This is a genomic window from Pseudogemmobacter faecipullorum (assembly GCF_020539525.1).
Lineage (GTDB): Bacteria > Pseudomonadota > Alphaproteobacteria > Rhodobacterales > Rhodobacteraceae > Pseudogemmobacter > Pseudogemmobacter faecipullorum.
This window is the reverse complement of sequence record NZ_JACDXX010000027.1, coordinates 1-18,266: the sequence shown is the minus strand read 5'-3', so window position 1 is coordinate 18,266 and position 18,266 is coordinate 1. Positions and strand designations below refer to the sequence as shown.

Genomic DNA, 18,266 nt, shown 5'->3' with positions numbered 1-18,266 from the left:
GGTCATTCCTCTTTGAGCGGGCGGATAAAGGCGGTGACAAGGGCCGAGCCATCGGTCAGCGCATAGGGGGTAAAGCCTGCCTCCTTTTTTAAAAATGCGGCATCCTCAGAGGTGTTCAGCACGACCCGGCCCGCGCCGAGTTCGGCCAACCGTTCCGCAAGCTTTGCAACCGCGCCAGCATTCACCGCGTCACCCATGTCGCGGGCGGGCGAGCCCTCGGGCAAAGCCAGACCCGAAGTCAGCAGCCCGCCGTCATTCATCAGGTGATAGGCCACCGCCACCTTGCGGCCGATCAGGAGTTCCATCCCATCCCCCTCGCGCCGTGTGGGCCTCGCGATCATATCGGCGTATAGTCCGGCCTGCAGATCCCAGCCTGCCTCCATCCGCTGCCGCCGTCCTTTCGTGCCGCTTTTCTTGTGGTCAACGATCAGGAGCGCGCCACCCGGCAATTCAAGGATCGCATCGGCCTTGCCGTGCAGATTGATGCCATGCGCCTCACCGGCCAGCCAGATTTCATTGCCGATGATCCTGGCTTGCAGCGCAAGCAGATGCTCACGCCAGCGCAGGGCTGCTGCCATGATCTCACGCTCCAGCCCCCGGCGTTCCATCTCCCATGACGGGCTGCGCAGATAGCCCGCGTGCCGGGTCAGCGCGCGGTCATAGGCCTCGGCGACCGTCGCAGTCAGCGCCTCCGGTTCGGGGATCGGTTGGTCTTTCAGGAAAACATGTTCAAAGACATCATGGGCGATATTGCCCCTGGCCATCACGTCGAGTTCTTCGGCCGACCAGGACATATCCTCGGCCCCGATCTCGGCCAGAAGCCAGGCGAGCGGGCTGACCAGAAGCGTTTCCAACCGCGAAGGCGATTGCGGTTTGGCGGTGCCGTCATCGCGCCGCCGCAGGGACAGCAGGTCATGCCCGGCGAAATCAAGCGCCTCGGCCAGTTCGGCGGGTTCCGGCACCGGCGCGAGGCTGTGACAGGCGAACGGCCAATCGGCAGGGTTCAGGCGCGACAGATCAGTGATGAGGTCTGCCGCATCCTCGACGCCCGCCACGGCCCGCGCCACGAGCGAAAGACCTGCCGAGGGTTGCACGCGCCCGCCTGCCAGATCGCGCCATGGGATCAGGAAGGTGACGCTTGCGGATACGGCCTGAAGCTGCTGGTCAAAAAGCTGAAGGCCTTGGGCCAGCCCCGCCGCCCGGCCGCGAAGCGCAAGGCCCGTCGCATCGCGGATGGTCGCAATCTCGCTGTCGAGGAACAGTGGATTGGCACGCGGGCGGGTCGGGTAAAGTCCGTCGGAGAAATCGCAGACGATCAGATGGCGGCACGGGCGCCAGGGTGTCTCAAAGGCGGACCAAAGGCTGACGCCCTCGAGATTGCGGTCGGGGTCGGAAACCGTAGGCGGCATGACCTGAATGCCACCCAGGATCGCCTCCCAATCGGGCGTGCCGTCGCCTGCGGGGACAGGCAGCCGCGCGCGGACCTGATCGCCGTGCGAGATCCGCTCGCAGATCCGGTCCAGCAGGAAGCGCAGCTGTTGCAGGCTGCCCGCCGAGGCGCGGATATCGTCCCACAATTCCTTATGCGCGGGCGTGGCGGAGAGGATGGTGCCCCGGAAATCGCCGCCCATCAGGCTTTCAGCCAGATCACGCCCGGTCAGCGCCGCCCAGGGCATCAGCGGTGAAAGCGCAAGGCTTGCCAAGACCATAGCCGGGGTCGGCGGCCGCTTGGCCAGTGCCAGATGCAGCGCGGCCTCGCCAATGATATCACGCTCGGGCAAATGACCCGGCAGGCCCGAGAGCGGCACGCCCTGGGCTGCAAAGGCACGGGCGATCTGGCGCGGATCATCGCCCGACAGGACGGCGATGTCACGGGCGGGAACGCCGGCCTCGATCAGCGCACGAGCGCGCGCGGCGGCGAAATCGGCACAGGCGGCGGGATCGCGCAGACCATAGAATGCGAGACTGGCATCCAACGTGCGAGAATTGATCGCCTGCGCCGAGACCCCGCCTTGCAGTGCGTGTAGGCGGCTGCCTACCGGTGCCGTCGGCGTGTAGGAGCTTGCGGGAACAGTGCCAAACTCGTCCCGCAACCGGACAAAAAGCGCCTGCATCGCAGCGGGAGCCAGAGGATCCAGCGATCCTTCAACCACCGACAAGGGATCAAGGAACCGTCCATGCGGCAGGGTCAGCACATGGCGGATCGGTGCCAGCCCCTCCGGCAGCGCATCTCCCAGCCTTTGCCACAGCCCGACCAGCGCCAGGAGATGCCGCCTGGCCCGGCTATCGGGCAGGTGATCGACGGTCGGCACCTTCAGATCCGGCGTGGTCAGCACAAGATCCGTCAGCGCGGCGGTCACCGCCGAAATCGTCTCGACCGGTGCATTGGCGAGGCTTTCCGCCCAGACCGGGTCAGACGCCTCGGCAATGGCCCGCCCCGGCGCCCATTCGGTGGCTATGGGGGCGAGGGTCAGCTCAGCAAGGCCGGTATCGGTCAGGCGGTAATGCAGGCCGGAGCGGGGATCGGCGACGAGAAAGGGGTAATGCATAAGCTGTTCAGTCCAAAATTAAGATCGCTCAGATCAGCGCGCTCACTCAATCACCGGATAATGGGCGGCACCCCAATCGAGATCCGTTGCCGAAACCATCGTGTCGATAAAGATCGGCATCAGGCAGTGCAGGATTTCAGTGCCGTCCTTGACTTGATTGCGATTGACCCGGCTGCCCCGGGTTGCGCCGCCATGGATCAGCTGATTGCGCAGGACATAGAGCCTGTCGAAGACAATCGAGAGAACCAGAGGCGTATTCTCGCGCTCGATCGCTTCGCGGGCGACCTCTTTGGCTCTGTCGAACCGCTCCTCCCAGTCCACAAAGGACAAGTCTCCATTGTGGAACCGCCAGAACGGGTTGAAGATAAAGCGGTTGTCCAGAAGGCGCGCAATCAGCCCTTCGTGCTGATACCAGAGTTCATGGGCAATACGACCGTTCGGGTCGGCGGCGACCAGCGCGGTAAAGAAGTCCTGAAATACCGAGCGCGCCGGACCACCCGGATCATTCCCCAGATCGCGGGCATAAGCTGCATTGAAGGAAATCCACGCAAAGATGAACGCTGCATCGGGATCGGTATCGAAAACCTCATCAGAACGGCAAAGCCATGTTACCGCACGGTGGCTGCGCAAATTGAGATCTGCGGAGCTCTGATCGCGCAGGCGCCGCAGCTTTTCGCGCAGATAATTGAATTGTGACATGCGGTTGCAGGGCTCGAACTGAAATGCCTTTCGCTGTTCATGAAGCCCATCCTCGGTGTCGTGGTCAATGCGGAAAGAGAGCAGCGGATTTTCATGACTTGCGGCGCGGATTGAGTCTCTCACATGTGCCATCGGCTCAACCGCCCGGATAGAATTCAGACAGCATGTCCGCAGCGCGCGGATCCAGCACAAGCCTGGCATGGTCCTGGGCCAGGCTGCGGATGACATCCGCGCCCTGGATCGTGCTGGCCCACGGGTGGGACAGAACCGCATCGGGGTTAATGACCCCCAGCATGTTCCCGGCAATCGCGCCGGTGGAATCGCTGTCGCCGCCATGCGTCACGGCGATGCGCAGACTGTCGTCCAGATCCTCGCCGGCAAGGCAGGCATAGAGCGCGATGGACAGTGCCTCTTCAGCGGTCCAGCCGCCGCCAAGGCTTTCAACGGTTTCCGGTCGGCCATCGCGCGGCACGGCAAGTGCGGCGTGAATGGCGCGGGAGGTCTCTTCGCCCCCTTCCATCACGGAATATTCTTGGGCGATACGGCGCGCGGTGGCCTCAAGGGCTTCCCCTGCCGCGACATCCGCCAGCATCTCCGCCCAGGCCGCCGCAGCCAGCTGGCCGGTGACGTGCCCGTGGGTCAGGGCCGAGGTTTCACGTGCCCAGGCCCAGATCTGATCGGGCGGTGCCATCAGCGCGATTGGCGCCACGCGCATGATCGTGCCGCAGCCTTTGCTGTCATTGCGGGCAGGCTCGCCGAAATGCCTCGCAGCGCCAAGCGCCGACATGCAGGTCATGCCCGGCGCACATTGCGCCCAAAGGCGGCGGTCCTCAATCAGGCCGATGTCATCGGTTTCCATGCGCGGTTGGGCGCTTTGCGTCCTATACCAGCGCAACAGGGCATGGTGAACGACCGAGGGTGGATGGCAGATGCCACGCAATTGGCCCCGAATTTGTGCCCGGATCATGCCCTCGGCCGTGAAGAGGGTCATTTGCGTGTCATCGGTGATCGCGCCGCGCTGCCCGGCGTAGGGCGGGAGCTCGTGCAGCCCGGTCGGGAAGCGCCTTTGGATCGAGGCGAGTGACTGGAATTCGATATCCGCCCCGAGACTGTCCCCAATGGCACCGCCGAGGAGACAGGCCTGCAGGACCTTTCCAGCCGCCACCATATCCTGGGCGTGCAACCATTCCTCTTGTGCGCGCGTCTCAATGGTGCCGGGCCGGGCGAAGCGCACTTTGCCAATGGCCCGTGTCGCCGTATCACCACGTTCCATCAGCAGAAGGGCAGTGATGGTGCCTGCCCGGCCAAGGCCACCCCGACAATGGATCAGCACCTTGCCGCCGCGTTCCAGCCGGTCATGGATCCGGGCCGACAGGCGACGCCACAGCAGGCCGGTATCCGGGCCGGGCACGTCGAGATCACGGATCGGAAAATGCAGCCAGTCGATGCCACGCGCTTTGACCGCATCGCCCAAGACTCGGACGCCCAGCAGGTCGAACTCGTGCTCTTCGATCAGGGTCACAACAATCGTCGTGTCCCAGGCCGCAATCGCATCAAGATCAATCGCCATATCCCGCGCCCATGGGGCGCCAAAAACGCTGTCGCCCTGCTTGCCGGGGCAAAACGTCAGGCCGATGTGACCATTGGCCAGCTCTATCTCGTCAATGCGAAGGGGGTGGGTGCTGCTCGTGCGCGTCAAATCATGCTCCGTTAAATAAGACACTCACTGGGATACTATCCCGATGCGTCAAAATCGGTCGCATTGTTCTTGGTTCGAGTTGGGTTGGCGCAATCGGGCGTAAGAGCAACTGGCGCGCGGATCACCCTGGTGACAGCACCTCAACCCGGTCTCCCCACCTCGCCAGATACCATTCCATTTCCTGCCGCCCCCCGGCGCGGAACCGCACGATCAAAGACCCGTCCTCTAGTCTCTCCATGCTTTGCTTCGGATGGAACACATATCCTGCGGCCTCCTCCGCCACATCGGGCAGAAAGCACCACTCGACATCCTGCGGCTCTTCACGCCAGATGCCGAAGCTCTCGGCGAGCCATTCCTGCAAATCGAAACCTTCCGGGCGGGTATAGCTGTCAGCCTCCAGCGCAACCTGTTCAAATCCCGCCAGCGCAAACAACCGCAAGTCGTCCTGATATTCGCTCCAGGCCAGCAGGTATTGCCGCCCCTGACCGAACAGCATGGCGATTGGGCCAAGGCGCGTGTTGCGCGACAGCTTGCCCGTCCCGCGGGCGCGGTGGTCGCTCAACACCATGACGCCGGCGAGGATTGCCTCGCGAAGGGTCGACAGGATTTCCGGCGCGATGTTCTCTCGCGGGCCGGGACGGAAGGCGACGCCATCGGCCATGAGCTGCGCCTCGAGATCAGCCGCGATCACACGACGGCGATCCGCGCGAAACATAGCCTGCACTTTTGTGAGCAATCTTTCCAGCGTCTCAGCGGTCACGTCATCGCCTTCGCGCCGCGCGATGGCTGCGGCCCGGTGGCCTGCCGTCAATTCGTCCAGAGTGGGCTCGACCATCCGGCCCAGTGCGCCCGGCGGGAAGCGCCAGTACTTGCGACCGCCATCGCCCGGAATTTCCTCGATCTGCGGATAGGCATTGCGGACCGCATCGCGCATACGCTCCGCCGTGCGGCGGGAGACGCCGAATTCGCGCGTCATATCGTCGAGGCAGATCCCCTCGGCAGACCCCTGCATCATCAGGGCGAGTTTTTGCAGATCTTCCTGACGGGCGTAGCGCATGGGGCCTCCGGGCAATACCGCGCCACCTTCGCGGCGCGGTCTCGGGGCGTCAACGGCCAAAGCCGATCGGGCGCGATGCCCCCTCTTTCGCGGCCGCCTCGCGGGTCAGCTCATGCAGGATTTGCGCGGGCCGCGCCTCGCCTATCGCCCGCATCCGGCGGGCGACATTGGCAAAATCACCCGGCGCCAGTCGTTCAAGCCGCGTGAGGCCCTCAGGCGGCACCGCGTCGAAATGCGCCCGCCAGGCCGCCACCATCTGCGCGCCAGACAGCGTGTCGAAACGGATGCGGAACGTGAAGCGCCGCTGCGTCGCCGGGTCGAGCTTCTCCACCAGATTGGTGGTGCAGACGAAGGGCAGCGGGTGGCTCTCCATCCAGGTCAGCATCTCATTCACCTGCGACACTTCCCAACTGCGTTCGGCATTGCGGCGGTCTGCGAGCAAGCTGTCGGCCTCGTCGAAGATCAGAAGCGCCCCCTCGGCGCGCGCCTCGGCAAAGGCGTGGGCGATGTTCTGCTCGCTCTCGCCCAGCCATTTCGAGATCAGATCCGAAGCGCGCTTCTCCACCACCGGCATGCCGATCCGCTGCGCCAGATGCCGGGCCCAGGCGCTTTTTCCGGTGCCTGCGGGACCGTCGAGGCAGAAACTCACCCGCCTCGGTGCATCCGGTGCCGCAAGCCGCGCCTCGATCAGCGCAAGGTCCATATCGGCATTGGCCAGTTCCGGCTGCCACGGCACCTCGGAATGGTGGCGCGGTGGCGCATCCATGCCGCCCTTCGCCAGCCGGGCCGCGGCATCCAGCACCTTGCTGACCATCTGGTCACCGCCCTTGCACAGCCGTGCGACACGCATCGCATCCGAGACCAACGCCGGAGCCTGATTGTGCCGCTCTGCCAGATCCGGCAGGCTGGCCGCCGGGATCCCCACCCCATGCCGTACTTCCAGCCGCTGCCAGATCCGCGCCCGGACTCGGCCTGAGGGGGGTCGCATCAGCGCTGAATAGCTCATCCGACGCAGGAAGGCGGGATCACAGCTTTCCATCGAGTTCGTGGTCCAGATCACCGGGATCGGATTGCTCTCCAGCATCCGGTTGGTGTGGACCTTGGACGGCCGGTCATTGCCGAAGAACGGGTTGGCGGCTCCGAACAGATCCTCCATTTCATCGAACAAGAGGATCGTGTCGCTGCGTTCGCCGAGCATCCGGCAAGCCATTCCCATTTCGGCGAGCCGTTCGCGGCGGGAGGGTTCGCCGCCCTCATCATCGGTCTCACCGACAGCACGCAGTTCCGCGCCGATGTCATAGGCCAGCACTTTCGCGAACTCGGTCTTGCCGGTGCCGGGAGGGCCATAAAGAAGGATGTTCACCCCCTTTTCCCGCATGGCCATTGCCTGGACGATCAGGTCGCGCATGATCCCGGCATCTTCCCCTAGCCCCTCAAAATCCTGCCATTCGGCCTCAGGGGCCATGGCCAAGGGAAACATCAGGCCGATCAGATCGCTGACGCCCGTCACATCCGCCATGAGCGCAGCCAGCAGCCTGTCGGACAGATCGAAGGGCATGCGATTATGACGCCCCGGACGGTTCCGCTGGACAAGCCCGGACAGAATGAGCCTGCCCGAGGGCCGGAGGGCAGCGCGGATTTCGGCCTCCGCCGCCTTGCAGAACCACGAAAGCAGCAACGGAACAGTGACCTCCTTCGTGTCGAGGGCACCGTCGACCACATGCTCGAACCCGTCGAACACCTTGTAATGTCCGACGAAGGTCAGGATGCCCACTTCAACTTCCGAGAGGCCGAAGTGCGCGCCGAGGATGGCGCAGTTCCGGTTCAGGATATCGCCCTCACCACCGCCGGATTTCGGGACCAGATTGCGGCTGATCTGCCGGATCTTCTCCCACCAGATCGCGCCGGGCTGGGTGCGCGGCCGCTCCGGGCATTCGATCTCCGTCAGATACTCCAGCCAGCCAGGCAGTTCCTTCGCGACTCGGCTCGCAGGCCCGAAGCGGCCTGCAAGCCGGGCGATCAGGTCAAGGGTCAAGTATTGTTCGTGGTTCATGCGGCTCTCCATCGGTTGATAGAGAGGTAAGGCGTGGATGCGACAGATTTGGACGTGCCGTCCAGTTGGTATATCTCTCGTTCAGGGCGATGTGTTCAGCATTGATACGACCGCATTTGTCGCGCCTACCCGGTATGGAGTTTGTAAGGCCCGCTTCCGACGGGCTACATCTCTGGAGATAGTTGAAATTGCTACGTATTCCTGAATACCATTCCCTGAGCGCCGCATCTGATCTCGGCACTGTTTCGGTGACTGTCAAAATCGACGGTAAGCCTGGCATGATGCCCGGGATCACGATGGAACCCAGCGTTCTGGCGCGCCTTGTCGAGGATTTCTTCTCTGGTGCGTTGGACTTTATGTCGTTTGATGAACACCCTAAACGCCTGATCGGGGTTTCTGTGACCCGGAAGGGAAAGGCCCCTGCGGTGACCATTTCCGCCCGCTCATTGCTCGATGAGGATGGCTTCCCCGCTGATTGGAAAATTGCCGATCCCCAGCCGTTCGAGGTCGCTCCATTGCGTGGGGTGATGTCGTGACTGGGTCATCTTTGGTTGTTCTGACCGGGGCTGGGATTTCGGCCGAAAGCGGCCTCGGGACCTTTCGGTCGCGAGACGGGATCTGGGTGTTGATTGCCGCTTAGAAGTGACCCAAGTCGAAGCTGTCCAGGCTTTTGACGGCCGGGAATTTCGCGGCTTTGATGCGCCGCTCGAGGTTCTGTCGCAAAGTTCTGGATGTGTCGGAGCGCCATGATATGTCTGCGTTGTCAAAGAGATAGCTAGGATCGATTATCATGACGGATTTCAAGGGGGTGCACTATCCGAAGTCGGTGATCCTCTATGCGGTATTTTTCTACCTCCGCTACGCGGTCTCGTACCGCGATCTTGAAGAGATCATGGCTGAGCGCGGGGTGAGGGTCGACATGCCACGCTGAACCGTTGGGTGGTGAAATTTTCGCCTTTGATCGCGGCTCGAGCACAATCGCGGAAGCGGCCGACAGCCTCTTCCTGGCGGATGGACGAGACCTATATCAAGGTGAAAGGTCAGTGGACCTATCTTTACCGGGCCGTGGACCGGGACGGTCAGAATCTTGATTTTCTGCTGTCTGAGCGCCGAGACATGGCGGCTGCCCGGAGGTTCTTCAGGCAGGCGATTGCCAGAAACGGGGTGCCCGATCGGGTCGTGATTGACAAGAGCGGCGCCAATCTGGCCGGCCTGCGCGCTGTCAATGTGATCCTAAAATTCACCGGAAGCGGGCGCACCATTGAGGTTCGTCAGGTCAAGTATTTGAACAATATCCTCGAGCAGGATCATCGTTTCATCAAAAGGATCACCGGTCCTATGATGAGCTTCAAGGCCTTTCACTCTGCCACCGCCACCATCGCCGGCATCGAGACTGCACACATGATTCGGAAGGGCCAGATCCCGGATAACGGGCAAACCGCTTTCCAGATCTTTGCAGACATGGCGGCATAAATTCGCCCTGAAGCTGGGAGAGGCGCCTCACACAAAGTCTTTGCGACAGAGCCACTGCAAGTCGTCCGCGAGGGTCGTGTCGAGCTCATTGACCTTTATGCTCGCCAGCTGATGGGAAATGGTTTTATTTGAGTGATCAGCTGGCGAACCTTGGATTGCCGAAGCAACGAATACTCATTCGTCTACCCCTTAGGTTCATCGCCCCGCGTTTCCCACGCGAGGCGGCTGGGGATTAACGAAGACGACCTGCTACAAGAACCGCGTAGCCCCAGCCGCGTGCTGCACAGAGCACACCAACTGCGCCTTGGTCGCGTATGTCGATGGGGTAGCGGATGACAGCGCTGACGCGAAGATCCGCGCCCGCAGCACCGCTTCCCATGCGGCTAGCGAGGCATCCGATTTGCCGTTCTGCGCCGGTGCGATCAATATGGATGAGCGTCATCCCTCGACGGGAGCCGACACCTCCCAGTTTCAGGCGATCGCCGACTACGACCTGTCTTTCGATATATTCTTGGCAATTGTCGGGATCGGGATTGAAACTCGTGCGGCGAAAGGCCCAGCCTAGGGCGATCTGGTTATGCGCGCCCGTCAGGACTTTGTCTCCACCCTCAGCGCCTGCCTGATAACGCGGTTGCGCACGCGCCCATGCATACTCACGGGGGCCGATGAAGTTGACCAGACGGGATTTAGCACGGGTAAGGGCCACGTAAAGGAGGCGCGCCTCTTCTGCGGCGTCCTCTTCCAGAGCCTCAGCCCCAGCTGTCGTATCCCCGAATGAAGCACGGGATGGCACGATGACGACATTATCGTATTCCAACCCTTTGACCTTGTGGATTGTGGAGACCACGACCTCATGGCTTGCGCCGTATTGCCCTGTGAGCCGCAAGAGTTCGTCGCGCTGTAGATTGCGGATGAAGCGCAGTAGTGTCGAGAGATGCGGGAACACACTTTCCCCGCAGCAAAGATCCCATAGTGTGCCAAGCTCTACGTCGCCTTCGGCTGCGTTAGCCGTTTCGGGAATGGCGACGGAAGCTCGGAAGCCTTGCAGAAGCTCTTCGCGCAGGGTGGGGGACAAAGCGCGATCAGAGCTGGCTAGTGAATCCTCAAGGAATTCGCACCAGAGTGCCACATGCCGTAGGTCAGCGATGCGCATATTCTCGCTGCTTTGGACAGTTATCTGCGGGAACACAGTGCTGAGCGCACGGTGGACTTCTGCCACTTCGTCATTCGTGCGGCAGAGCACGGCGAGGGAACCAGGGTTTTCGGCTATCAGGTGTTGTGACATGTCGACGACACTGGACAGGACCCGATGTCGATCCCAATCCGTGGTAATGATCCTGTCACAGTGGCCCTGACCTGCGCTGGATGAAGGTCGTAAAAGGGAGGTCTTGAGACGGCGCGAGCGCGTATTTGCCTTAAAGAAACCAGATATCATAGATTGGCTCAGATCCACGACGCTGGCTTCCGAGCGGAAATTCACGCTCAGCTGAAGGGTCTGCAATGTATCGCCTCCAAAGTCGTCGCGGAAGCGATCGAAGTAAGCCTCTGCAAAGCCACCGCGCTTACGGCTGTCGGCACGACGCTGCCACCTCAGGATATCCTGGTCGTCGTCGCCGATCACCATGACGCCGGCTCGTTCCCCGCTGCCCTGATGCAGGCATTTGATGATGTCGTAGACATCGTCGGATACGTCTTGAAATTCATCGATCAGGATGCTCCGGCAGCCGCCCGCGACCTTGTCGCGGAAGGCGGCGTCACTGGAGAGACGACTGGTAAAGCTCGACAGCAGGTTCGCCATCTCTACGCCGGGCGTATCGCTGAGGCTTGCCCGCGCAAGGCCGTGGAAGGTATGGACGCGCACATGTGAGGCATAGGCAGCATAGCCAAGCGAGCGGAACAGATCGCGGATGCGTTTGCGGATCTCGAAGACCACGGCACGGTTAAAGGCCAAAACGATAATGTCGCTCGGTTTAACATGTTGGAACCGGATAAGATGCGCGACGCGCCCGACGAGGACCGAGGTCTTGCCCGCGCCCGGCCCTGCGTTGACCATAAGGTGTTGATTATAGGGGTGTGACATGGCGGCCCACTGTGCAGGCTCTTCGGATTGCTCGAACCGTTTAAAGAATGCATCGGCTTTGGTCGCGCGTAACTGGTCAAGCTTACCCGTGATAAACGCACTGGCGGCATCGCCGTCATTTTCTATCTCGCCCAGCTGGGCTTCGAGGAAGGCCTTAAGGCCCGCGCCATTGGCTTGTGCAAAATAGCCCGTAATGAAATTTTCACGCGCGCTGTTGGGAAGGTTCGCAAAGACCTCCATAGCAAAGGTGCGCGTCTCGGCCAGGGCGTTGATATCCTCGAGCTCTTCGACAAGGGTGGAATGCTGGCCGAGGCCCGTGGTGGTGCCGTTGAGCTCAATGATATAGGATAGCGGCACAAGATCTGGCTGCACGTTCACGAAATTGAGCGACGAGGCAATACGCAGAAGCGCCTCGAGGTCGCGCACGCGGAATTCGTTGCGCGGGTGTGCAGCGCCAATCTTGCGGATCACTTCATAGGCGTCGACTTCTGTGCGATTGTCTTGCACCGCGGCTTTGAAGATGGACAACAGCGTGGGCAGCATGGCCACCAGTGTCTTGCACTCGTTCAGCGCATGCCAATGCTTCGCAGAGGACAGGCCTGCTGACCATTGCACCTCCTCATGGGCGCTACGCACCACCTGCTTGAGGCGGACACTACTGCCGCGAGCGAGACTGCGAAAACCGTAGAGGAAAGCACGGTTGTAGCGTTTGAGCAGCGCCTCCCTATCCTTCTTCTCTTTATCGGTGAGGGATATGTCTGCCTCTGGCCAGAAGTCAAAGGCCTCCGGATCGAGATAAGCGTATGGTCGGAACTCGATCCGCCCGCGTGTTTCCAATTGGCTGATGAGCCGGCGCACGGCGGAGGCTACGGTATCAATCAGGCGGTCGATGCGGTTCTGAGGCTCATCCAAAAGCGCTCGCGTGACGAATTCCAGCACCCATTTCATTTCCACGGCCTTGCGCTGCTGCAACTCTGCAAGGCAGGCCATGGTCTCATCGCGCGAGACGATCGAGCATTGCTTGCGGATCTGGGCAATGTTGATGACAGCAGGCTGCAGGGTCGCGCGTGCGATGGACGTCGATCGGCGCAAGGGAAGCAAAGCAGGCTTCGAAGCCGCACTGCGCAAACCGATCATGCTGGTAAGCCAACTGAGAATGCCCCCCTCTGTGCGCTCAGACACAGGCGTTATGCCGTGGTCTGCCTTTTCATTCTCGTCTTCGTCGAGAGCCAATGCCAGGAGCGCTTGAGCTATGCGCCCGATCGGAGAAGCTTCTGCGGCAATGGGAGACAGTCGGCTGGTAGAAAGTGTCACGCTGAGCAGATCGGGAACCTGCCCAAGCAGTGTCAGGTGCTCTGCCTTTTCCAGCCAGAACAGCGCCATGCGCAATTTGGTGGCATTGGCGCGCATTTTGGCTGCAGAATCGTAGGGCTCAAAGCCATGATTGGGCACGAAAGCGATACGCTGGTTTTCGATGTCCTCCGCGATATCAATGATCTTTCTCTCGATCTCATTGATATCGGGTATATTCATAGCGTTTTGCGCGCGCAGGCTGCGCATGCTTTCAAAGTCCGCCGCTGAGCCTAAGAGCAGCGCTTCCATCCGCTCGAGCCCGGCCCGGCGCTTTTCAATCGCACCGCGCCCGATACGGCCGACCTCTTGGAGATAATCTTCAAGATAAGTCGGCGGTGAGAGATGCACGACCCAATGGATATCGGGAATATCCATGCCCATGCCGAATGCTTTTGTGGCTACGAGGACATCGAGATCGCCATCCTTGAAGCGCGTGTAAATTTCTTCCCTCGTGGCGGCATCGATACCCGCATGGTAGCTTTCCACATCGCAACCCGAGGCGTCGGTTAAGCGACGTGCAAGATCGTCCGCGTGGGCACGGCGTCCCACGAAGATGATGACGGCACTGCGTTGCCCAGTCGTGCGAAAATTCTCACGTGCTTTCCAGATAGCTTTGAGAATGAAGGGGATGCGCTCTGCTAGGGCATTTTCGAAATCTTTGGTTTCAAGGATGTTGCCCTGCACAATAAGTGGCGAGACCGCGATATGCGCACGAAGGGGATTGGTTACATCTTCGGGATCTGGGCAGATGGAGAGAGGAAGGCGCTGCTGCTTGGAGATATTGTGGACGAGGAGGTCGCCGATGCGGACCCGGTCAGAGGCGGTCAGTGTCGCCGATAGCAAAAGGACCGGTGTCGGATCTGGGAAATCCGGGCCCCGCAGGTGCCCCAGCAGATAGCTGAAAGCGTGGAAATAGTCGGGCCGGAACTCATATCCCCATTGGTTGATGCAATGGGCCTCGTCGAAGACAATATATTCTAGGCCGCCGTCGGCCTCTATGCGGCGTTGCAAAACATCGCGAAACCGCGCGTTGCGCAGCCGTTCTGGTGCCACGTAGAGAAGCACTGTGCGGTGGTCGAGCACACCCTGTAACGCATCCGCCTGTTCGTGGCGGGGGCGGTCACTATTGATGTAATCAACTGAAATGGCAAAACCCTGTTCATGCAGCCGCAGCACCTGGTCCTGCATCAGGGCTTTCAGCGGCGACAGCACCAGCGTCAGACGCCGATTTCGAAGGCCACGGCACAGAGCTGGCACCTGGAACAGCACCGATTTGCCTTCCCCCGTGGGCAGGGTCACCATGACGTCGCTTGTCCGGGTGCGGATCGCCTCCATTGCTCGCTTTTGAGTGGGTTTGAAACCGCTGACGGTATTGCCGCCCGCAGTGCCGGCCGGTTGCCAGTTGGCGGTGAGAAACGTCTCCATCGTTGCGAGATCAGACGGCGCTTCCTCGCGCTCGATCTGCAGGATTTCAAAAATAAGGCGCAGCTGGTGCCGGGCGTCTGCAGTCAAAGTCGATGGCTCTAGGGCATGCTTTGCAGCAAGGCTCCGCACTTCGTATTGGAAAACCTCGGCCCGCGCGTCGAGCAGGACCGGCGCCTGGGTCGCGGTGCCAAGCCCCGTGCTCCAAAGCCACTCGTCTAGGAAACGGGTCATTAACGTCGGCAGAGCCTCGAGAAGATTTGCCTCTGTAATGGCGGTCGCAGGCGGCGCGTCGGGGCTTTCGGTCCCAGTGTCTGGCTTCTCTGCGCAGACCGCATCTGACTGCGCGCGCGCAAACCATTCCCCAAGCGGAAGGGCATCGACCACCGGCTGCAAAGGAATGCCCAGATCGCGTGCTACGTCTCTCCACGCCCGCCAGTTCTCAAGGTGATCTATGACCACCAGCTTGCGGGCGCTGGCCCGCCGTAGATGCTCTCGACGGGTGCGGTGTGACGGACGCAGCTCGGCAAGACCAATGGTGGTGCAGGCTTCGCGCAACAGGTTCACAAGGCTTTGGCTGTTTGAACTCGCGACAAGAAGGATCTGAACGACGCCCCCCTCTGTCGCCGCGTCCGAAGGCGCTACCTCGTTTTTCAGGGTGTAAAGCGCCTCCAGCACCCCGATCCAGTAAGAGGACTGGTCGTTCGAGCCTGGGAAAAGCGCTGCAAACGCCCGCACAGCCAGGCGCGGACGAAGGGTGGCCGGGGAAAGTCGCGGCGTGATGCGGGTCATGGCCGACGGGGGAACAACATGGTGGAAGGTCCGCCAACCGCCCCCGATATCGATACGTTGCGCGGCGCAGTCGCGCAGGAGCCACAGAGGCGTATCCGCCTCTCGGACGGTAATCAGAGGGGCGAAACGCATGCCGGGCGAAGTGGCACTGTCATGTAGCTGGGGGGTGGGCTGCTCCAGCAGCACCCCCTGGCCATCTGGCAGCATTGCCGAAATGGCTGTGCCGTCGGCGCTGTGCCACCAGGCGGCACGGCGCGGGAAGGGCGCGACGGCCTGAGCGGCAGGATTGGCCGGCACGACACTGGCGCGGGAAATGGCCTCCTCCAGCCCAGCCGCGCCATCAACCAGCCACAAAGGCAGCATTGAGCGGCGCAGGGGGATGCCCTCGGTCTGCAGGCGTTGTGACAGGGCCAACAGCACCGCGACGGCAGGTGTCGTCCCAACACAACTCCCCAGATTTTGCGCCAGACGCTCAGGATCTATTTCCCAGTATGCAGCGTCCAGGCCCGCTTCGGTGTCGGCTGAAACGATAACAGCGCCCGCGACCCAGTTAAGATCGCTGAGCGCATGATCCGGCAGAAGGATCAGGGCCGGCGGCATGTCCCCGACGGCCGCGAGGTCGTCGGGCATCGTCCGTGTGACTGGGGCCCTGGCGACCAGAACCGGTGCAATCGCGGCAAAGAGGTCTGCCGTTGTCTCAAAAGCACCGGCCAAAACCCTGGCTATGAGGGGGATGGGCAGTTCGTGCAGTTGCGAGACGAAGAGCCTGAGCGTGAGGTCTGCGTCGTCTTCGGCGTTGTGACTGCCGCCAAGCGCATGCGTCGGTGCGCGCGGATCCAGCAGATATTGGACAAACAGCGTGTCCCATATCAGCGGCGGTGCTGTCGGGGCCACATAGCTTTCAAGTATCGGCCAATCCCACTCTAGAATGTTATGGCCGATCACCAGCCGCGCGGACCGCAGCCGCGCAGAGAGCTTTTCCAGCGCGGGCTCGAGCGGCGCGCCGTCCTGCGCGTCGTAAAGGCGGGTCGTTTGATCGATGCAGGCGCAACCGATTTGCCAAATCTTCTCACCATCGCTTTCAAGATCGATGACCAGAACATCCTGGCAAATGAGCTGGTCAATCAAAGTGTGATCTGCGGTGATGGCGGTCGCAAGATCCTCCGGATTGGTTCGCCAGCGTGCACGGATGTCGTTTTGCCGCTCGAGTGACAGCTGGCTGTAAAGCCGCGCAGCCGCCGATGGGTATCGCGCGGCAAGATCATCGCAGATTTCCTGGTCCAAAAGCCCCCGCGCGGCAAGCTTCAGATACCAAGGTTGAAGGGGCGATTGGATATCCTGATGAGACGAGAGCAGATGTCTCGCCGCAATTGCCTCATAGGTATGTTTTCCGTCAAGCCAGCCGTCCTGGTCGATCTGATCGGGTGCCGATAAGAAACGGTGAACGAACCAGAGCAAGATGGCTGCTTTATCCGCGTCGTCTAGGTGCGCGTTGGCTAAATTTCCGTTGTCATGCGCAGCGTTCATTAAAGGGGGCTCGACACGTCCCTCTTCAAGCCAAGCCAGTTGCGGCTTACCGATAGCGGGCAGCTGTTCAACGGTGAAATTGCACAGCAGGTCTTTGACAGAGCAAAGCGGGTTGTCGGGATCGATCTGTTCACGAAAATCGAAGCGGCACTGCGCAAGGCGTTCTGGAATACGCTCTTGGATGAGATGAATCGCGTCACAAGTGCCGATCTTCTTTATCCAGATCGCACCAAGCAGCGGGTCGCGCAGGTCAGCGGGGGCTTCCCCCGCCCATTGGCCGACATACCATTTGGCTTCCATATGCTGATGAAGTTGAGCCAGTGAGCGTTCGCTCAGAGCTACACGGCGAGTGACATTGAGATCGAGTTGAGATTCCGGCGGGGCGTCCCCGCCCCAATCTAGGGAAGACACGCGGATCCATTGCACGATGCAACGGCGGCCGGGTTCCGATGGCCGCGAGCCAGTTTGGCAAAGTAAAAGATCTCCCTCATGCAAGGCTTCAAAATCGCTTTGCCCAGCGAGGCATGATTTGACGTGGAAGAAATACGTTTCATCTTCGTCTACGTGCTTGGCAAATCCGAACCCGCGATCTTCGACAATACGCTCGACTTTCATCAAAAACGGCAGGCGTAGTAGGCTTAATCGGCGTAATTGAGCGTCGCTACGTCCCATGCGAGGGGAAGGGTGTTCGGTTTGCTGGATATTCAAAGGACTACCAAAAGATTAAAATGCCCAAGGTATTTGAAGAATGAATCCTTGGTTTAAACTAGTGTTGGTATGACCCAGAAGCCTTATAAAAAAAAGCTCCATGTAAACGGAGCGTGCTCCTTCCTTGCCTCTTAATATGCGTATCTCATTGAATTGTATAATAAAATTTACCACATCTTACTTCTATGTGGTTTATCATGCGTTCTGAGGCAGATAATGCCGCTGGCACACGCACGCTTGCAAACACGGACCGCGTTTCAGAGCTGAGGAGCGGAAATAACTCGAGTAAGACCATGACTGTCCGCCATCAGCACCCTTGGAACAGTTTGGCGTGATTGCGTAGCGGAGGCTTTGCGGCTCATCTTTATCCCAGTTGGAGTTGAAGATGATGAAGAGCCGAAGGACCGCGCCAGCGAAACCCATTGAACCGCACCAAGTTTGCCGGAGGCTCCAACTCCTGAGTAAGGTGGAGCATCATGAGCAAGACAACGAACAAGTTTTCCCCTGAAGTGCGTGACCGCGCCGTGCGCCTGGTTTTCGACAACGAGGTGCAGCATGGGTCTCGTTGGCAAGCGATCGTTTCGATCGCTGCCAAGATCGGCTGCTCGGCCAACACGCTGAACGATTGGGTCAAAAAGGCCGAAGTCGACAGCGGCAAACGCGCGGGTATTCCGAGCGAGATGGCCGAGAGGATGAAGGCCTTGGAGCGTGAGAACCGCGAACTGCGCCAAGCGAATGAGATCTTGCGCAAGGCGTCAGCGTATTTTGCGATGGCGGAGCTTGTCTTATGGAATTCTCGGCTCCTGAGGCAAAAGGGAGCTGTTGCCCAGCACCGCAAACTGCGGGGCAGCGGC

Annotated in this window: 9 protein-coding genes and 1 pseudogene; 4 read left to right on the top strand and 6 right to left on the bottom strand. The window is 60.7% G+C overall.

Annotation, left to right across the window (positions count from 1 at the left end):
* Positions 1–2 precede the first annotated feature (2 nt).
* The 5 genes from H0485_RS18950 to H0485_RS18930 form a co-directional block, all read right to left on the bottom strand.
* On the bottom strand, positions 3–2,549 hold the full coding sequence (locus H0485_RS18950) for a PD-(D/E)XK nuclease family protein (RefSeq protein ID WP_226937492.1): 2,547 nt from the start codon (positions 2,547–2,549) through the stop codon (positions 3–5).
* A gap of 42 nt (positions 2,550–2,591) precedes the next feature.
* The gene (locus H0485_RS18945; protein ID WP_226937491.1) at positions 2,592–3,440 is read right to left on the bottom strand and encodes a HEPN domain-containing protein; all 849 of its coding nucleotides are present in this window, start codon (positions 3,438–3,440) and stop codon (positions 2,592–2,594) included.
* Positions 3,385–4,947 carry an ADP-ribosylglycohydrolase family protein gene (locus tag H0485_RS18940; protein WP_226937490.1) on the bottom strand — a complete coding sequence of 521 codons (1,563 nt, stop codon included), beginning with the start codon at positions 4,945–4,947 and terminating at the stop codon, positions 3,385–3,387. The genes H0485_RS18945 and H0485_RS18940 overlap by 56 nt, the downstream gene beginning before the upstream one ends.
* 121 nt (positions 4,948–5,068) lie before the next feature.
* A complete protein-coding gene (locus tag H0485_RS18935) occupies positions 5,069–6,004 on the bottom strand; it encodes a helix-turn-helix transcriptional regulator (protein WP_226937489.1) in 936 nt (311 codons plus the stop codon).
* 49 nt (positions 6,005–6,053) lie between these two features.
* Positions 6,054–8,057, bottom strand: coding sequence for an AAA family ATPase (locus H0485_RS18930; RefSeq protein ID WP_226937488.1), 2,004 nt, complete (start codon positions 8,055–8,057; stop codon positions 6,054–6,056).
* 182 nt (positions 8,058–8,239) lie between these two features.
* On the opposite strand from H0485_RS18930, the gene H0485_RS18925 reads away from it, so the two are divergent.
* From H0485_RS18925 to H0485_RS18915, 3 genes and pseudogenes are all read left to right on the top strand, one after another.
* Positions 8,240–8,593: a hypothetical protein gene (locus tag H0485_RS18925; protein ID WP_226937487.1), complete on the top strand. Its 354-nt coding sequence runs from the start codon at positions 8,240–8,242 to the stop codon at positions 8,591–8,593.
* Positions 8,590–8,679: pseudogene (locus H0485_RS21920) on the top strand (NAD-dependent protein deacylase); the annotation flags it as partial. The gene H0485_RS18925 and the pseudogene H0485_RS21920, both read left to right, overlap by 4 nt.
* A gap of 168 nt (positions 8,680–8,847) precedes the next feature.
* Positions 8,848–9,530, top strand: a protein-coding gene (locus tag H0485_RS18915; RefSeq protein ID WP_226937485.1) for an IS6 family transposase whose coding sequence is annotated in 2 segments (ribosomal slippage) — positions 8,848–8,974 and positions 8,974–9,530 — 684 coding nt in all. Because the reading frame shifts where the segments join, the coding sequence is not laid out codon by codon here.
* A gap of 232 nt (positions 9,531–9,762) precedes the next feature.
* Here the strand turns inward: H0485_RS18915 and H0485_RS18910 are convergent.
* The gene (locus H0485_RS18910; RefSeq protein WP_226937484.1) at positions 9,763–17,319 is read right to left on the bottom strand and encodes a UvrD-helicase domain-containing protein; all 7,557 of its coding nucleotides are present in this window, start codon (positions 17,317–17,319) and stop codon (positions 9,763–9,765) included.
* 569 nt (positions 17,320–17,888) lie between these two features.
* Here H0485_RS18910 and H0485_RS18905 point away from each other — a divergent pair.
* Positions 17,889–18,266, top strand: a 378-nt coding sequence (locus H0485_RS18905; protein WP_226937483.1) for a transposase, incomplete at its 3' end; no start/stop codon positions are given.

Coding starts and splice junctions, on each gene's coding strand:
- H0485_RS18950 (WP_226937492.1), bottom strand. CDS start 2,549: ATGCATTACCCCTTTCTCGTCGCCGATCCCCGCTCCGGCCTGCATTAC.
- H0485_RS18930 (WP_226937488.1), bottom strand. CDS start 8,057: ATGAACCACGAACAATACTTGACCCTTGACCTGATCGCCCGGCTTGCA.
- H0485_RS18935 (WP_226937489.1), bottom strand. CDS start 6,004: ATGCGCTACGCCCGTCAGGAAGATCTGCAAAAACTCGCCCTGATGATG.
- H0485_RS18910 (WP_226937484.1), bottom strand. CDS start 17,319: ATGAAAGTCGAGCGTATTGTCGAAGATCGCGGGTTCGGATTTGCCAAG.